This window comes from Ferruginibacter sp. SUN106 (genome assembly GCF_050611765.1).
Classification (GTDB): domain Bacteria; phylum Bacteroidota; class Bacteroidia; order Chitinophagales; family Chitinophagaceae; genus Ferruginibacter.
Window position 1 is genome coordinate 320,371 of the sequence record NZ_JBODJC010000005.1, and the last position, 19,340, is coordinate 339,710.

Consider the following 19,340-nt stretch of genomic DNA (forward strand, 5'->3'; position numbering starts at 1 on the left):
TTCTTCATGATCAATTATAAAGTATAGCCATGTTTAACAACTTTTTTAAAACAAGCTTTCGTAACCTTTTAAAAAATAAGGGATATAGTTTCCTTAATATTTTTGGATTGGCGATTGGCATTGCATGTGCCGGGTTAATTTTTTTATGGGTAGAGGATGAAGTGAGTTATGATACATTTAATGCAAAGAAAGATAACTTATACTTTATAAGAGAAAACCAGAAATACGATAGCTACACTGCAACATTTGGTTCCACACCTGGTGTAATGGCGCCGGCCATGCAGGCCGAAATTCCGGGGATAGCCAATACCTGCAGAGTATATGATACCGATGCCACACTTTTTACCATTGGTGATAAAACCATTTATGCCGGCGGTATTTACACAGAGCCTTCTCTGTTTACCATGTTTACATTGCCTTTTGTACAAGGCAACCCGAAAGAAGTTTTCAAACAACGTTACTCATTAGTAATAACAGAAAAAGCGGCAAAGAAATTTTTTGGCAACGACCAGAATGTTATTGGCAAAACAGTACGTGTGGATAATAAACAGGATTATGTAGTTGCCGGTGTGCTGAAAGATATTCCTACAAATTCTTCTTTACAATTTGAATGGGCTGCACCTTTTGAGATCATGTATGATCAAAACCCGTGGTTGCACCAATGGGGCAATAATTCATTAAGCACTTATGTAGAATTAAAGGCGGGTGCAGATGTAGCGGCAGTAAATAAAATACTGTACAATTTTATACAGCAACGGGAACCTAAATCTATTGCACGCCCTTTTTTATGGAATATGAGTCAGTGGCATTTGTATAATAAATTTGAGAATGGTGTGGCTACCGGCGGCGGGCAGATTGAATATGTAAGGCTCTTTTCTATAATAGCATGGATCATTTTATTAATTGCCTGTATCAACTTTATGAATCTTGCTACAGCCCGTAGCGAACAAAGAGCAAAAGAAGTTGGGGTAAGAAAAGTATTAGGTGCCGGAAAAAAAAGATTGATCCTGCAATTTATCAGCGAAGCATTATTTATGGCATTTATTGCAGCATTAATTGCGGTATCATTTATATACTTATTGCTGCCTGCATTTAATAGCCTTGTTCAAAAGCAACTCTCTTTAAACAACAATATTTCTTTACATATTGCTGCCCTGCTTATCATTACACTTATTTGCGGCGTAGTGGCAGGTAGTTATCCTTCGCTTTATTTATCTTCCTTTAAACCGGTTTTTGTATTAAAAGGGATTAAGCTTAAAGATGGCAGTGCAGCACTCATCCGCAAAGGCCTGGTGGTAACACAATTCAGTATTTCCATTATACTTATTATCTCTACTGTAGTTGTTTATCAGCAGGTACAACATGTAAAAAGCCGTAGCATAGGATTTAACAGAAACAATTTAGTAGAGGCTGATGCACAGGGGGATGTTGCTCATTATTATGAAGCCATGAAACAAGACCTGCTGAATACCGGCGTAGTGGAGAATGTTGCTTTAAGTGATCATACTACTTTATATGGAGGAAACAATACCGGTAGTTTAACCTGGCAGGGAAAAGCACCGGGTATGCAGGTACTTATTTCCGGAAGAAATGTTACACCTGAATTTATAAGTACTTCTGAGATGAAGATATTGTCGGGCAGGGATTTTATACCTACTGATTCCATCAACTCCAAAAATCTCAATGTTATCATCACACAATCATTGGAAAAGCTGATGGGTAAAGAAAGTGCCCTGAATAAAATTTTATGGAATACAGGTGATACAAGCGGAACAAAACTTACAGTAACAGGTGTGGTAAATGATTATGTGTATGGCAATATGTATGGCACACCTGATCCTGTAATGTTTTTCTGTACGGCACCTGAACATGCCAACAAAATGTACATAAGGTTAAAAGAAAAAAATAATACAGAACAGGCTTTGGCAAAAATTGAAGCCGTGATGAAAAAAGATAATGCTGCATTTCCTTTCAACTTCAGGTTTGTTGATGAACAGTTTAACCAGATGTTTTTAACGGAAGCGCTGATTGGTAAATTATCAAGGGTATTTGCAGCATTGGCGATCATTATATCCTGCCTGGGTTTATTTGGATTGGCAGCTTTTACAGCAGAACGCAGAACAAAAGAAATAGGCGTAAGAAAAGTATTGGGTGCAAGCGTACCTGGTATTGCAGCTTTGGTTTCAAAAGATTTCTTAAAACTGGTAGGTGTTTCATGCCTTGTTGCATTTCCTGCAGCCTGGTGGATGATGAACAAATGGCTGCAGGGATACCAATACAGAATTGCTATCAGCTGGTGGATATTTTTAATAGCAGGCGCAGTTGCTATCCTGATAGCCATATTTACTGTAAGCTACCAGGCTATAAAAGCAGCGGTGGCAAACCCGGTAAAAAGTTTAAGAACAGAATAATTAAAATCTTAGGCCATGATTAAAAATTATTTTAAAGTAGCGTTCAGGAACCTTTGGAAAAACAAAGGCTACAGCGCTATAAATATTTTTGGCCTCGCCATAGGCCTTGCTACCTGTTTATTAATTACGTTGTATGTAACTAACGAACTCAGCTACGATAAATATCTTTCTGATGCCAACCGTATTTACCGGATCAATTCTGATCTGCGTTTTGGAGGTGGCGACCTGCACATGACGCAAACCTCCGACATGATGGGGCCATTGCTTAAAAAAGATTATCCGCAGGTAGAAGAATATGCCCGTATATACACCAACGAAGGCAGTAAGCTTATAAAAAAAGGCAATGAATTTATTAATGAGCCACATATTGCTTATGCGGACTCTACTTTTTTTACCGTATTTGGTTTACCTGCTGTTGAAGGAGATACCAAAACAGCTTTGAATGAACCCAACACTATTGTAGTAACTACAAGTACTGCTAAAAAATATTTTGGAGTAGTAAATGTTTTGGGTAAAAACATTGAAATTAAAAATGATAGCGGCACCACAGCTTATAAGATCACTGCGGTGATCAATGATATTCCACAGAACTCACATTTTAATTTTGAGTTTCTTTTATCGATGAAGAATGTGAAGTACCAGTGGGGGCAATTTACCAGCCATAACTTTCTTACCTATCTTTTATTAAAACCCGGTACAGATTATAAAGCGTTTGAAAAGCATTTAGATGAATATACTGCTAAATATGTATTGCCATCTGTACAGCAATTTATTAAAGTAAGCAGTATGGAAGAGTTGAAGAAGGCGGGTAACAAGTTGCAATATTCGCTGATGCCTTTAACGGATATTCATTTGCACAGTGATTATGCTTTTGAGATCACACCATCAGGTAATATCCAGTATGTGTATATTTTTTCTGCGGTGGCTTTGTTCATACTCCTTTTAGCCTGCATCAATTTTATGAACCTGAGTACGGCACGCAGTGCCAACCGGGCAAAAGAAGTGGGCATACGTAAAGTATTGGGTACCGAAAGAAAAACATTGATCGCACAGTTCCTGGTAGAGTCTACTCTTACTGCAATTATTGCATTAATCATTGCCATTGCGGTAGCTTATTTTGTATTACCCCTATTTAATACTATTGCAGCAAAATCACTTTCAATAAATGATCTGCTGAGTGTAAGGATATTGCCATTCCTGGTATTGCTTCCTTTTGTGGTGGGCTTACTGGCAGGCAGCTACCCTGCTTTATTTCTTTCCGGTTTTAAACCGATCGTTGTTTTAAAAGGAAATGTAAATACAGGGTTTAAGAAAAGTAATCTGCGGAATGTATTAGTGGTATTTCAGTTTGCTACTTCCATTATGCTCATCATCTGTACTATAGTGGTGTACAAACAACTAGACTATATTCAAAATAAAAAATTAGGTTTTAATAAAGACCAGGTATTGATCATTAACGATGCTTATGCTTTAGATAAAAATGTACAGGCATTTAAAAATGATGTACTGGCGATGCAGGGTGTAGGTAGCGGCACTATCAGTAGTTTTCTGCCTGTTAGCAGTTCTTCACGTAACGACAATACGTATTCTAAAGAAGCGGTGATGGATACAAAGAATAGTATTGATATGCAAACCTGGAGAATTGATTATGATTATATTAAAACCATGGGAATGGAAATTGTGCAGGGAAGAAATTTTTCAAAAGATTTTGGTGCTGATTCATCAGCATTGCTTATTACAGAAACCACCGCCAAACTTTTGGGTTACGACAATCCTGTGGGAAAAATGCTCTATGCACCCTCTAATAAACAAAATGATAATAACCTGTATCCGAGAGAGATCATTGGTGTGGTAAAAGATTTTCATTTTGAAAGTTTACGGCAGAAAATGGGTCCCTTGTGTATGAGCCTGCGTAACAGCAATGGCCTTGCCTCATTTAAAATAAGCACTGCCAACACTAAAAACCTGGTGGCACAAATAGAAGCTAAATGGAAAACCATGGCACCGGGTATGCCTTTCAGTTATCGTTTTTTAAGCGACTCGTTTGATGATATGTACCGCAGCGAACAGCGTGCCGGTAGTGTTGCTATTGTGTTTGCCATACTGGCTATTGTTATTGCCTGCCTGGGTTTATTTGGCCTGGTTACTTATATGGCAGAGCAACGTACTAAAGAAATTGGAATAAGAAAAGTATTGGGTGCTACTGTTGGCAATGTGGTAACCATGTTGTCTAAAGATTTTTTAATACTGGTAGGGATTGCTGCAATACTGGCATTCCCGGTGGCATGGTGGGCTATGCACCAATGGCTTCGTGATTTTGCATACCGCATTGATATCAGCGTTTGGGTATTTGTATTTGCAGGTATTGCCGCTTTACTGATAGCATTGTTAACAGTAAGTTTCCAGGCAATAAAGGCAGCACTTTCTAACCCGGTAAAGAGTTTAAGAACAGAATAAATATATAACCATGTTTAAAAATTATTTAAAAACATTGTGGCGTAATATGCAGAAAAATAAACTGCATACTGCTATCAATGTAATTGGAATGGCAGTAGCTTTTACCTGCAGCATTTTGCTGATGGTAATGGTGTACAATGAATTTTCGTTTGATAAATTTCATGATAATAAAAGCAAACTTTATAAACTCTATACTTTTGGTAACACTCCCGAAGGCTTAGACCTGAGTGCTTCGATGGGATATCCTGCAGCAGCTACAGTTAAATCTGAAAATATTGGTATCGTAAAATCAACACGTATCAGGAACCGTGGCGGTGAGATACGGTATAAAGAAAAAAGCCTTGATCAATCTACATTAATGGTGGATGATGATTTCTTCAGTATGTTTTCTTTTCCTGTGGTTAAGGGTGCTAAAGAACATCCGCTGGCAGGCATCGATAATATTGTACTCAATGAAAAAACTGCAGGTAACTTATTTGGCGATGAAGATCCGATTGGTAAAAAAGTAGAAGTAAAAATTGGCGGCCAATGGATAGCACTTAGTGTATCTGCAGTATTAAAAGATGCGCCGCTGAATTCTTCTATCAGGTTTTCTGCACTGGCACGTACCGAGGCAGACCCCAGTTATGCTGAATTGAAAAATGACTGGAACAGTCAGCATCATAGTGTGTATGTACAACTGGCAGCTAACACAACACAGGCACAGGTAGAAAATCAATTGCGCAATTTTACCAAAAAATATAATCCTACAGATGTAGATTTTTTAAAGAAGAAAGGTTACAGGCAGGATGCTAATGGTGATTATACAGGCATGAAAATATTGCCGATAGAAGAATTGCATTTTAGTGCGGCACTTGGAACCGGCAACTCGGTAAGCAAATCATTTTTATATATTTTATTACTGGTGGCATTTGTAATTATTTTAATTGCCTGTTTCAATTTTGTGAATCTGAATATTGGCTTATCGTTTACCCGTACCAAAGAAATTGGCATCCGTAAATGTTTGGGTGCAGGCAAGCGCCAGGTATGGATGCAGGTGTGGGGAGAAAGTTTTATTACAGTGCTTGCGTCAATGCTGATCGCTATTGGTGCCACCATGATCTTAATGAGCGGCTTTAATAAATTAATGGAAGCAAAGTTTGATATAAGTTTATTATACCAGCCTTCCATAATTTTTTACCTGGTAGTATTGTTATTATTAGTTTCCTTAATTGCATCGGGTTACCCCTCATTTATAATGGGCAAATTAAAAACCGTTGAAATACTTAAAGGAAAAATCTCTTTAAAAAAACCCGGCATCTTCCGCAATGCTTTAATAGTAGCACAATTTGTAATCGCTATTGTACTCATCTGTACCACGGTAATTATTTACCAGCAGTTTCAGCATTTACGTAAAGCGCCATTGGGTTATACTACCGAATCACTGGTAAGCATTCCGCTTAAAAAATATGAAAAAGGAAAAGAGATCGTAAGTAAACTGCGTACTATGCTGGCTTCGCAATCTGGCGTGGTAAGTATAACCGGCTCTGATGTAAACCTTGGCATGGGCCAGGATAACAGCACCAGCAGAACAAGTTTTGGATTTGACTACAATGGAAAATCTATCGGCACAGATTTTATGGCAGCTGATTATGATATTTTAAAAACACTAAACATACCAGTAAAACAGGGAAGAGATTTTTCTACAAGTTATGTTGCTGATAGCAGTACTTCTGTAATTGTAACAGAAAGTATGGCAAAACAATTGGGAGAAGGAAATGTAGTAGGATTGTCTTTTTATGCCGACAGCAGCAAACCTAAATGGACTGTTGTAGGTGTGATACCTGATTTTCATTTGTATTCGATGTATGAAAAAAATGATCCGCTTACCATTAGTATGAACAGCACTTCATTTATCAGTTATGCATTGATAAGGGTAAATACACAAAATCCAACGGCTACTATGGATATCATCAAAAATGCTTTTGCACAGGTGCAGCCGGGTGAAGAATTTAAAGGATCGTACGTTACCGAAAATATTGATCGCTGGTACACCAACGAAAAAAGATTGTCTTCCATGTTTTCTATTGCATCAATGGTAGCCATCATTCTTTCCTGCATGGGTTTATTTGGTATGGCATTTATCATCATCCGCCAGAGAGTAAAAGAAATTGGCGTACGCAAAGTATTGGGCGCATCAGTAAGTGGTATTGCTACATTGGTTACCAAAGAATTCATTAAGCCTGTTATCATTGCTTTGGTAATTGCCACACCAATAGCCTGGTGGGCCATGCACAAATGGCTGCAGGATTTTAGCTACCGGGTAGATATACAATGGTGGATATTTATTGTGGCAGGTGTGGTTGCAGTAATGATCGCAATACTTACAGTGAGTTTTCATGCAATAAAAGCTGCTGTTGCCAACCCGGTAAAAAGTTTGCGTACCGAATAGCATATTATTTTGTAAAGTTTGAAATTCAATAAATTTTTTTTATGCTGAAGAATTATTTTAAACTGGTATTTAAGAATTTACGGAAACAAAAAATGTTTTCGCTTATTAATATACTGGGATTAACGGTGGGCATTACCTGTTGCCTGATGATATTTCTTTTTGTAAAGCACGAATTCAGCTTTGATGATTTTCATAAGAACGGCGATAGTATTTACCGCCTGGCAAGAGTATCAGAAACTAATAAGGATGGTGTTAAACGGCATATTGCCTGGGTGTCGGGTCCGTATGCAGCAGCGTTACGAAATGATTATCCTGATGCGATACAAAAAACAGTAAGGGTAATGCCCGATAATGACCTGTTTAGCTATAACAATATTTCGTTCAACGAAAAAAAAGTGTATATCGCAGACAGTAATTTTTTTCAATTCTTCGATTTCCCATTACTGAAAGGAGATATGGCTTCGGTATTGAATAATCCCGGAAGTATTGTGTTAACAGCAACAGCTGCAAAAAAATATTTTGGCAATGAAGATCCTTTAGGTAAAACAATTGAGATGAATAAAAAACTGCAGCTGAAAGTAACCGGCATTGCTGCAGATATCCCTTCCAATTCCAACCTGGATTTTGACATAGTTGTGCCCATTTCTAATTTTAAATATTACGACTCTGTGCAGGGATTCCCCAATAACGGCTTGTATACTTATGTACAGTTAAATCCGCACACCGATGCAAAGCAATTGGAAAGCCAGTTTCCGCAGTTCATGAATAAATACCTCGGTAAATATTATGCTGAAAGTGGTTTCAAGATGGGGTTAAGCTTAGATCCGATGAAAAAGATCTACCTGAATGACCAGAGCCTTGATGGAATAAAACACGGCAGTAAAAAAAATGTATACATCTTCATGGGCATTGGCCTTTTAATTCTTACAATAGCCTGTATCAATTTTATGAACCTGGCCACGGCACGTGCAGCAGACCGCTCTAAAGAAGTAGGATTGAGAAAAGTGATGGGAGCTGTACGTAAACAATTGATCATACAATTTATAATCGAGTCTGTTTTATATGCAGCAGTGGCATCAGCAGCAGCACTGCTTTTAACACAGCTTTTAATGCCTGCCTATAATAACCTGCTGGGTTATAAATTATCTTCATTCTGGGCAGACCCTAATGTGTACTTTTTTATTTTTGTTACTATTCTTGTAATAGGCCTTTTGGCAGGTACTTACCCTGCATTGCTGTTATCTTCATTTTCACCGATAGAATCTTTAAAAGGGAAATTAAGAGTAGGAAAGAAGAGTGTTTTTTTTAGAAAAGCATTGGTGGTTTTTCAATTCAGCGTTTCTGTATTGCTTATAATAGGTATAACAGTAATTGCTTCGCAAATGAATTATGTGCGTAGTAAAGACCTTGGCTTTAATAAAGAACAATCCATGCTGGTAAGAATTGATAACACGGATATATACAAATCAAAAGCCGTATTTAAAAATATGCTGGCCACCGATCCATCAATAGTGAATGTATCATTAATGTCAGGAGAGCCAGGCGGCTTTCATGACAGGTATGGTTTTGAAGCGGAAGCTAAGCCGGGAGAAAAACTTTTATTCAATACAGAATTTGCCGATTTTGAATTTGTACAATCACTGGGACTAAAAATTATTGCAGGAAGGGAACTGTCTTCACAGTTTATCACTGATTCCACACAGTCTGTTCTTATCAACAGGGCGGCTGCTACCAATCTTGGTTATACACCAGAGCAGGCCATTGGTAAATGGATAAAGAATCTCAGCAGGGATAGTGTGCGCCGCACTATTGTGGGTGTAGTGGAAGATTATCATTTTACTTCACTTAAAGATCGAATTGAACCGATAGTAATATCTACTGATAAAGACTGGCGTGTTGCCGTAATAAGATTAAAGCCAGGTAATCAACTGAAAGGAACCATCAGTAACATCAACAAGGCTTATGCAAGTGTGGCACCGGGTTATCCATTTGAGTATAATTTTTTAGATGAAGAATTTAACCAGCATTATAAAGATGATATTAAACAAGGAAATATTTTAAGTGCTTTTTCTGTAATAGCCATCTTTATCGCATGCCTTGGTTTATTTGGCCTGGCCAGTTATACCGCAATTAAACGTACCAAAGAAATTGGCGTAAGAAAAGTATTGGGTTCATCAGTACAAAACATTGTGGTGCTGTTATCAAAAGATCTGTTAAAGCCGGTTTTATTGGGCACCTGCATTGCTATACCCGTTGGTTATTACTTTATGAGTAAATGGCTGGAAGGTTTTGCTTACCGCATCGGCATTCAATGGTGGATGTTTGCCATTGCTGCTATGGCGGCAATATTGATCGCATTATTTACGGTTAGTTTCCAGGCAATAAAAGCAGCTATAGCAAACCCGGTAAAAAGTTTACGCACTGAATAAAATATCGCCATGATAAAAAATTATTTTAAAATAGCCTGGAGAAATTTAATAAGAGGAAAAAGCTTTTCTCTTATTAATATCACAGGCCTTGCCGCTGGTATGGCCGGGGCAATTCTTATTTTATTGTGGCTGAATAACGAAATAAGTTTTGATAAGTTTCATGCCAATAAAGATAACCTGTACGAAGTGTATGGGCTTACTGCTAACACCGATGGACATGCTAATGCTATACCTGTAGTATCACAACCCCTGGGCCCTGCATTAAAACAAAATTATCCCGAAGTTGAAGCAGTAACACGTGTAAAAGATATTAATAGTTTTCTATTTTCTGTAAATAACAAAAGTTTTACCGGGGTAGCAGCAAGTTTTGTTGATCCCTCATTTTTGCAAATGTTCAATTTCCCTTTACTAAAAGGCAATACTAACGAACAACTGAAAAATATTTATTCCATCACCATTACAGAAAAGCTGGCAAAAAAATTATTTGGTAATGAAGATGCATTAGGAAAAACTATACGAATAGACAGCGCTGATAATTTTACAATAGCAGGAATCCTTAAAGACCTTCCTGCAAATACCCGTTTTAATTTTGATTGTTTGCTGCCCTGGGATTATTTAAAAAAACTAGGCCAGGGATATAACAATGAAAGTTGGTTAAGTAATAATACACCTACTTATGTATTGTTAAAACCTAATACCGATGTTACGGTATTTAATGCAAAAATAAAAGATATTACAAGGCGCAGTTCGGGCCGCAATGATGTATGGACGCATTTTCTTTTTCCACTTCAGCAATGGCATTTGTATAATGAATTTGAAAATGGAAAAGTGGCTGGCGGACGTATTGAAACGGTTCGTGTATTTGGTATCATTGCGTTATTTATTTTACTGATAGCCTGCATTAATTTCATGAACCTGAGTACAGCAAGAAGTGAAAAGCGTGCCAAAGAAGTGGGCATCCGTAAAGTAGCAGGCGCAGGTAAAAATTTATTGATCAGCCAGTTTATTACAGAAGCTTTTTTAACGGTACTTATTGCAGGAGTGCTGTCATTATTGATAGTGCAATTATTATTACCATCGTTTAATACACTCATCAACACACAACTTGCTGTTCCATATACAAGTGCATACTTCTGGTTAGTTGCATTGGCATTTATTGCTTTCACAAGCTTATTGGCAGGAAGTTACCCTGCTTTTTATTTATCTTCTTTTAAACCCATCAGCATATTTAAAAAACAATTTAAACAAACCAATGCAGCATTATCACCAAGAAAAGTACTGGTGGTAATGCAGTTCACCTTTGCTATAGTTCTTATTGTTTGCACTATTGTAGTACGCAATCAAATACAATATGGTGAAGACAGAGATATGGGTTTTTCAAAGAATAACCTTATTCATATAAATTTTGTGGGTGATATTGAAAAAAATTACCCGCTGATTAAACAGCAACTTTTAAATGAAGGCATCGCTACTTCTGTAACTAAAACAATGACGGGTATAACAGAGGGAGGAAATCACTCCTGGGGATTGCGGTGGCAGGGCGAAATTGCAAAAGATACCAATACAACCATTACCATTTTCAGCGCCGATGCAGATTTTGTAAAAACAGCAGGATTGAAATTAATTGCAGGAAGAGATATTGATATCAATAAATATCCGGGCGACAGCCTTTCTGTTCTGTTAAATGAAACTGCAGTAAAGCTGATGGGTTTTAAAGACCCGGTTGGACAAACCATTACTCAACCTTACAATGGCACGAGCTTTACTGTAGCAGGTGTTGTAAAAGATTATATCGCCGGATCGCCTTATGAAGAGATTCCTCCTATTGTGATTGAAGGCCCGGGAGCATGGTTCAACACAATGCATATAAAATTGAATGCAGCTAACTCAACTGCCGCCAATCTTGCCAAAGCAGAAAAAATATTTAAAAGTTATAATGCTGCATATCCGTTCGACTACCGGTTTGTGGATGAAGAATACGCTGCCACATTCAATGATGCAGAACGTACTAAAACCTTAGCCGGCCTTTTTGCAACATTGGCAATTATCATTTCCTGCCTGGGCCTCTTTGGTTTATCTGCTTATGTGGCTGAAAGCAGGATAAAAGAAATTGGCGTGAGAAAAGTATTAGGCGCCTCAGCATTTAATATCACCCGCTTATTATCGTTTGATTTTGTAAAACTTGTAATGATAGCAATAATAATTGCATCTCCCATTGCATGGTATGCGATGAACAAGTGGCTGGAGGGATATAACTATCGTGTAACTATTAGCTGGACTATATTTTTAATTGCAGGATTACTGGCTGTTGGTATCGCACTGTTTACAGTCAGCTTTCAATCTATAAAAGCAGCTGTTTCAAACCCGGTAAAAAGTTTGCGAACAGAATAAAATAATATCGCCATGATAAAAAATTATTTCAAGATTGCTGTACGCAACCTTTTAAAGAATAAAGTATTTGCTTCCATTAATATTTTTGGATTAGCAGTGGGCTTTACGTGTTGCTTACTCATCAGTGGTTTTTTATATAGTGAATTGAGTTATGATAAATTTCCAAAAGACGCCAAAGATATTTACAGGGTAGAAATTAATTTAGAGAATAAAGATTTTTATTCCGGCGTAGATGTGGCCGTAGGAAGAGGCATAAAAAATGCATATCCCGAAGTACTGGATTTTGCAAGACTGATACAGCGAAAAGATATTTTTGTAAAATACGAGAATAACCAGTTTAAAGAAGAAGGTATTGCATTTGTGGATTCTAATTTTCTGCAATTATTTTCTATGCCATTTGTAAAAGGCGATGTTGCAACAGCATTAAATCAACCTAACTGTGTCGTAATATCACAGCAGGTGGCAAAAAAATATTTTGGTACTGCTGATCCCATGGGGAAATTGCTGGTATTTAATAGTAACGCCGCTAACCCTTTTAAAGTTACCGGTGTTATTGGCGAATTACCAGGCAACCTTCATTTTAATTTCGACTTTTATATCAGCTTCAAAGACAATCCAAATAATCAAACCTGGAGTAATGTAGGCGACTATACTTATATCAAATTAAAACCCGGCACCGATCCCAAAAAACTGGAAGCCAAATTTCCGGAGCTGGTGGCAAAATATGTGGTGCCCGAAGTGCAACGAGATATGGGTGTAAGCCTTGCCGAAGCACAAAAATCTGTAAACACTTTTGTTTTTTATTTAAAGCCAATTGAAAAAATTCATTTGTATTCTGCTAATAAAGATGAACTAAGCGTAAATGGCAGCATTAAGTATGTATACATTTTTGCAGCACTGGCATTATTTATCATTTTACTGGCAGCAGTAAATTTTACTAATCTTTCTACAGCCGCATCAATTAAAAGAAGTAAAGAAGTAGGTATTAGAAAAGTAATGGGCTCAGATAAAAAGCAACTGGTCCTGCAATTTTTATCCGAATCATTATTACTCACTTTTGTGGCTTATGTAATTGCATTGGGTTTTGTTTACCTCTCCTTACCTTTTTTCAATACGCTTGCTGGAAAGGAATTAGTGTTCTCTGCTTTTCTTAATTATAAAGTGATCCTTGTGTCATTGGCGTTTGTTGCTATCGTTGGCATATTAGCGGGTACTTACCCCGCATTTTTTCTTTCTTCTTTTAATATCATCAGTATACTAAAAGGAAAAAAGAATGCCACACCGCAAAGCAGCCGTCATTTACGCAGTGGTCTGGTGGTTTTTCAATTTGCCGTTTCAATAGCCTTGATCATTTCCACTATTGTAGTGTACAGGCAATTACATTTTATGCAGAATAAAGCATTGGGCTTTGATAAAACACAGGCCCTGATCATTAACGATGGTTATTTATTAGGCAAAAATCAACAGGCATTTAAAGAACAAATAGTAAAAGACAGCAGGGTGGTAAGTGCAACGCTTACAAGGGATGTACCTGTGGGCTCACAAGGTATGGATGGTACACAAGCTTATGCAAAAGATAATGCTGATAACGAAACCCGTTCAGAAATTCATATCAACAAATACCATGTGGATTATGATTACATAAAAACACTGGGCATGCAAATGGTAAGCGGCAGATATTTTGCACCGGATTATGCCGACTCTGCTTCGGTAGTACTAAATGAGGCCGCAGTAAAAGAATTTGGTTTTAAAGGTGATCCTTTGGGAAAATCTATTATCACATCCGGTCAACATGAACTAACGATCATTGGTGTGGTAAAAGATTTTCACTATACTTCTGTAAAAGATAAAATTGCGCCGTTGGTAATGGTATTGGGCAATAATAAAGGCGGCCTGATTGTAAAAATAAAAACTGCCGGTGTAGAAGGGCTATTATCTACACTAAAAAATGACTGGAATAGTTTTAGCCCCAACGGGCCATTCTCTTATAATTTTATCGACGACCGTTTTGCAGCTGTATATAAAAGTGAAGAACGTACCGGGAAAATATTTTCTGTATTTGCCATCATCTCTATCATCATTGCTTCATTGGGCTTGTTAGGCTTATCTGCCTTTTCTATTGCACAAAGAACAAAAGAAATTGGTGTGAGAAAAGTATTAGGTGCCAATGTAAGCCAGGTAGTGGTATTGCTGGCTAAAGATTTTTTATACATGGTATTAATTGCATTTATTGTTGCAGTACCACTTACCTGGTTTGCGATGTATAAATGGCTGCAGGAATTCGCTTACCGCATCAATATTGGCTGGGCGGTATTTGTAATGGCCGGAGGTATTGCAATAGCCATCGCTTTAATTACGGTAAGCTTCCAGGCTATCAAAGCCGCTATTGCAAACCCTGTAAAAAGTTTAAGAACAGAATAAAATATATTAATAGTTATGATAAGAAATTATTTCAGGATCGCATGGCGCAATCTTATTAAAAATAAGAGTATATCACTTATTAATATCTGTGGGCTTGCAGTGGGTATGGCTGTGGCTACGCTGATCGGGTTATGGATATGGGATGAATTGTCCTTTGACCGGTACAATAAAAATTATGAAAGCATTGCCCAGATCGCAAGAAAAGAAACTGTAAATGGAGAAGCATTTATTTCAGAAAACAGCAATCATTTCCCAATTCCCCTGGCAGGCGAACTACGGAACTACAATAATTATTTTAAACAGGTAGCGCTGGCGTCAGAAAGTAGTCAGCAGATGATTTCTTTTAAAGAGAATCAATTCTCGGCGCAGGGCATGTACGTTGAGCCCGGCTTTCTTGAAATATTTACTTTAAAATTACTGGCAGGAACAAGTGCCGGTTTTACTGATCCCAATACAATTCTATTAACCAAATCGCTTGCTATTTCGCTTTTTGGAAATGAAAACCCCGCAGGAAAGATTTTAAAATTAGGCAACACTATACCGGTAAAGGTTGCAGGCATATTTGAAGATTTGCCTGATAACTCGAGATTTCATAACATAAGTTTTTTTTGTCCCTGGGATCTATTGGTAAATACTAACAATGGAGTAAAAAATGATCTTAATAATTGGGTCAACAGTTCCTTTAACATATTTGTACAAACTGTTCCGGGAAAGTCCATGCAGGATGCATCAAATAGTATTAAGGAAATATACTGGAATAAAATAAAAAACGACCGGCCACAATCACCGGGTGATAATGTTGCCCTGTTCCTTCATCCCATGAAAGACTGGCACCTGCGGTCTGAATGGAAAAACGGCGTGCAGGCAGGAGGACAAATTCAATTGGTATGGTTATTTGGTTTGATTGGCGTGTTTGTATTATTGCTGGCCTGTATAAATTTTATGAACCTCAGTACAGCCCGTTCTGAAAAAAGGGCGAAGGAGGTAGGGATTCGTAAGACGGTAGGATCGTTGCGAAGCCAGTTAGTGAAACAATTTCTCAGCGAATCTTTGTTAATTGTAAGTATTGCATTTATTATCGGTGTAGGATTAGTGTTATTGAGTTTAAACTGGTTCAATGAAATTGCGGATAAAAAAATAAGTTACCCTTTTTACAGTTCTGTGTTTTGGATTATTTCAATAATGTTCATCGCTATTACGGCTTTCATTTCCGGAAGTTATCCTGCGCTGTATCTTTCTTCATTTCGTCCGGTGAAAGTATTAAAGGGTACTTTCCGTGCAGGCAGATCGGCGGCTATACCACGAAGAGTAATGGTGGCTTTGCAGTTTACTGTTTCCATTATCTTAATCATCGGAACCATTGTTGTATATCGCCAGGTGCAGCATGCACAAAACCGGCCCATTGGTTACAATAGGGATGGATTGATCCGGTTTACTATGAATACAACAGATCTTACTGGAAAAAATGATGTGCTTCGCCAGGAATTATTGGCATCAGGGGGTGTAATTGAAGTTGCTGCGTCATCCGCCGCCACTACAGAGAATAATTATTTTGATGATAGAATTGAATGGGAGGGAAAAGATCCTAAACTGGCAAAAATGGCTTTTGTGCTAAGGGCTGTAACCTATGAATTTGGCAAAACGGTTGGCTGGCAATTCACACAAGGCCGTGATTTTTCCAGGAGTTTTCCAACAGATAAAGGGGCTGTCATCCTGAATGAAGCTGCTGTAAAATATATGAGATTGGCCGAACCTGTTGACAAGACAATAACATTTAATAATAAAAAATTTAATGTAGTTGGTGTCATTAAAGACATGATAACAGAATCGCCTTATAAACCTGTTCAGCAAAGTATATTTTTTATGGTTCCCCAGATAGGCCCGGTTATTACTATGAGGCTGAACCCTAAATTGAGTACTGCTAAAGCCGTCAGTCTCATTCAACCTGTTTTTAAAAGATTGAATCCCTCTGGCCTCTTCGATTACAAATTCGTAGATGAAGAATACGGCAGAAAGTTCGCCGCTGAACAACGCATCGGTACTTTATCAACAGTCTTTGCCATACTTGCCATTTTTATTTCCTGCATGGGCATTTTTGGTTTGGCATCTTTTGTAGCGGCACAACGTATCAAAGAGATTGGAGTGAGAAAAATATTGGGCGCTTCCGTTATGAACCTCTGGGGTTTACTCTCAAAGGAATTCGTACTGCTTGTTATTCTTGCATTCGTCATTGCGATTCCAATTGCTTACTATTTTATGGATCAATGGCTGCAGAAATATGAATATCGTACTAATATTAGCTGGTGGGTATTTGCAATAGCCGGAGCATTCGCTTTGTTCATCACACTATTAACAGTAAGCTTCCAGGCAATAAAAGCAGCTATTGCTAACCCGGTAAAAAGTTTAAGAACAGAATAAAATATAACCATGATAAAAAATTATATAAAAACAGCGTGGAGAAATTTGTTAAAGAACAAATTTTATACAGCAATAAATATTTTGGGCTTAACTACCGGGCTGACTGTTGGTATATTGATATTGCTATGGGTGCAGGACGAAACCACTTTCGATAGCTTTCATAAAAAATCCGCAGATATCTATCGCCTCGAAAATCGTGTTGGCACCGGCGGAAGTATACAGATATGGGAGAATACTGCGGCACCTATCGGCGTATTAGCTAAAAAGGAATTATCGCAGGTTAAAGACGTTGCAAGACTGACCAATAATTTTTCCTATGCACTCTTTAAATATAAAGACAAGGTATTTAATGAAGAGCATGCTGCATACACAGATCCTTCTTTCTTTACAATGTTTGATTTTAAATTGATACAAGGCAATAACGAAAAACCTTTCGTTGATAACAACTCTGTTATTGTTACAGAAACAACCGCAAAAAAATATTTTGGTGATGATAATCCCATCGGGAAAGTGATCACGGCTGATGATACTACCAGTTTTACAGTTACCGGTGTGATAAAAGATTTTCCAAAAAACTCCAGTATCAAAAAAGATATGTTCTTTCCAATGAGTTTGCTGGCAAAGAATATGTATACAGGAAGAACAGACGGCCGAAATATAGATAATGACTTTAACCAGTTCATGTATGAAACCTACTTACAGTTGCAACCAAATACATCTGTTGCCGGCCTGCCGGAAAAATTAAAACAGATCCACCTGCGTGTAAAAGCTGATGATACAGATGTATTATACCTGCTGCAATCGTTACCATCTATGCATTTATACAAAGCAGATGGCACCGATGGAGGAATTGGAACAGTAAAGATGTTCATCATCATTGCATTACTGATACTTGTTATCGCCTGTATCAATTATGTTAACCTTTCAACCGCAAGATCGATGCTGAGGGCCAAGGAAGTAAGCATGCGTAAAATAGTTGGTGCAGGCAAAATGCAATTGTTCATGCAGTTCATCGTGGAAACTGCTTTACTGTTTTTGCTGGCTACAACATTGGCCATTGGGTTAATGTTTGTTTTAATGCCTTCCTTTAATCATATTTCCGGTAAAGAACTGGTATTCGACCTGGCTGATTTTCATATCTGGAAAGTTATCCTCATCACTATGCTGGCTACGTTAGCCGCTTCAAGCATTTACCCTGCATTTCTATTGTCTTCTTTCGAGCCGCTCAAGGCACTAAAAGGGAAAGTATCAGCAAGAATAAGCGATGCTGTATTTCGTAAAGTATTAGTAGTGCTGCAATTTAGTTTTTCAATAGCGCTGATCGCAGGTACTTTTATTATCGGCAAACAATTACATTATATCCGGTCCAAACAACTGGGTTATGATAAAGAAAATGTATTCGGCTTCTTTATGCGGCCCGGTATGCAAAAACATTTTGATGCAGTGAAAGCAGACCTGTTAAAGCAACCAGGTATTACGCAGGTAACCAGGGCAAGTGGTAATATTGTACAGATCGGTTATCAAACAGGAGATAATTACTGGGACGGTAAAGGAAAAGATGAAACCATGATGGTAAGGCCGATAGCGATCGATAATAACTTTCTGGATTTTTTTAAAATGAAATTACAGTCGGGAAATAATTTTACCGGTTCACAGGCAGATTCCATGCATTTTATTTTAAACGAAACTGCTGTGCAGGCTGCAAGGATCAAAGATCCTATAGGGAAAAAATTCAAACTATGGAATGTAGAAGGAACGATCATAGGTGTGATAAAAGATTTCCATCTTGCTTCTATGAAAAACAAAATAGAACCAGCGGTACTTTTTTATGCCCCGCAAAAAATGGGTGCAATATATATTAAAACAACAGGCGAAAAAGCGCCACAGGCTATTGCCGCTGCAGAAAAACAATGGAAAAGCTACAGCGCAGATTTTCCATTTACCTATATGTTCCTGGATGAGGTGTATAATAACATGTATAAATCAGAACAACGCACGGGTTCTTTATTTAATGTATTTGCATTGATCGCTATTGTGATCTCCTGTCTTGGTTTGTTTGGCCTTGCTGCTTATACTGCCCAGGTTCGTACCAAAGAGATCGGTGTGCGAAAAGTTTTGGGGGCAAGCGTTTCCGGTATAATACAATTATTAGCGGCGGATTTTATTAAATTGGTATTAATTGCCATCGTAATTGCTACACCTGTGGCCTGGTATATGATGAATAAATGGCTGCAGGATTTTGCTTACAAAACCAATATCGGCTGGATGGTATTTGTATTTGCCGGGTTAGCAGCAATTGCCATTGCGGTGATCACTATAAGTGTGCAGGCGATAAAAGCAGCTATTGCTAATCCTGTAAAAAGTTTGCGAACAGAATAAACA

Annotated in this window: 8 protein-coding genes; all 8 read left to right on the plus strand. The window is 37.8% G+C overall.

The features are described 5' to 3' along the window. Positions 1-29: 29 nt before the first annotated feature. Genes ACQ334_RS20900 through ACQ334_RS20935 form a run of 8 tightly spaced genes read left to right on the plus strand, consistent with a single transcriptional unit; the run spans position 30 to position 19,337 of the window. Complete coding sequence (locus ACQ334_RS20900; protein ID WP_430990214.1) at positions 30-2,411, plus strand: ABC transporter permease; 2,382 nt, start codon at positions 30-32, stop codon at positions 2,409-2,411. A 15-nt stretch (positions 2,412-2,426) separates the two neighbouring features. Continuing rightward, the gene (locus tag ACQ334_RS20905; RefSeq protein ID WP_430990215.1) at positions 2,427-4,868 is read left to right on the plus strand and encodes an ABC transporter permease; all 2,442 of its coding nucleotides are present in this window, start codon (positions 2,427-2,429) and stop codon (positions 4,866-4,868) included. A gap of 10 nt (positions 4,869-4,878) precedes the next feature. Next, on the plus strand, positions 4,879-7,299 hold the full coding sequence (locus ACQ334_RS20910) for an ABC transporter permease (RefSeq protein WP_430990216.1): 2,421 nt from the start codon (positions 4,879-4,881) through the stop codon (positions 7,297-7,299). A 41-nt stretch (positions 7,300-7,340) separates the two neighbouring features. Further along, complete coding sequence (locus ACQ334_RS20915; RefSeq protein ID WP_430990217.1) at positions 7,341-9,728, plus strand: ABC transporter permease; 2,388 nt, start codon at positions 7,341-7,343, stop codon at positions 9,726-9,728. Positions 9,729-9,737: 9 nt separating this feature from the next. Then, positions 9,738-12,119 carry an ABC transporter permease gene (locus tag ACQ334_RS20920; protein ID WP_430990218.1) on the plus strand — a complete coding sequence of 794 codons (2,382 nt, stop codon included), beginning with the start codon at positions 9,738-9,740 and terminating at the stop codon, positions 12,117-12,119. 12 nt (positions 12,120-12,131) lie between these two features. After that, on the plus strand, positions 12,132-14,540 hold the full coding sequence (locus tag ACQ334_RS20925; protein WP_430990219.1) for an ABC transporter permease: 2,409 nt from the start codon (positions 12,132-12,134) through the stop codon (positions 14,538-14,540). 15 nt (positions 14,541-14,555) lie between these two features. Beyond that, positions 14,556-16,958, plus strand: a complete 2,403-nt coding sequence (locus ACQ334_RS20930) for an ABC transporter permease (protein WP_430990220.1) — start codon at positions 14,556-14,558, stop codon at positions 16,956-16,958. 9 nt (positions 16,959-16,967) lie between these two features. Next, positions 16,968-19,337: an ABC transporter permease gene (locus ACQ334_RS20935; RefSeq protein ID WP_430990221.1), complete on the plus strand. Its 2,370-nt coding sequence runs from the start codon at positions 16,968-16,970 to the stop codon at positions 19,335-19,337. Positions 19,338-19,340: the final 3 nt, after the last annotated feature.

Bases quoted from the DNA above. Each gene is read 5' to 3' on its own strand.
- ACQ334_RS20920 (WP_430990218.1), top strand. From the start codon at position 9,738: ATGATAAAAAATTATTTTAAAATAGCCTGGAGAAATTTAATAAGAGGA.
- ACQ334_RS20935 (WP_430990221.1), top strand. From the start codon at position 16,968: ATGATAAAAAATTATATAAAAACAGCGTGGAGAAATTTGTTAAAGAAC.
- ACQ334_RS20905 (WP_430990215.1), top strand. From the start codon at position 2,427: ATGATTAAAAATTATTTTAAAGTAGCGTTCAGGAACCTTTGGAAAAAC.
- ACQ334_RS20915 (WP_430990217.1), top strand. From the start codon at position 7,341: ATGCTGAAGAATTATTTTAAACTGGTATTTAAGAATTTACGGAAACAA.
- ACQ334_RS20910 (WP_430990216.1), top strand. From the start codon at position 4,879: ATGTTTAAAAATTATTTAAAAACATTGTGGCGTAATATGCAGAAAAAT.
- ACQ334_RS20925 (WP_430990219.1), top strand. From the start codon at position 12,132: ATGATAAAAAATTATTTCAAGATTGCTGTACGCAACCTTTTAAAGAAT.
- ACQ334_RS20900 (WP_430990214.1), top strand. From the start codon at position 30: ATGTTTAACAACTTTTTTAAAACAAGCTTTCGTAACCTTTTAAAAAAT.
- ACQ334_RS20930 (WP_430990220.1), top strand. From the start codon at position 14,556: ATGATAAGAAATTATTTCAGGATCGCATGGCGCAATCTTATTAAAAAT.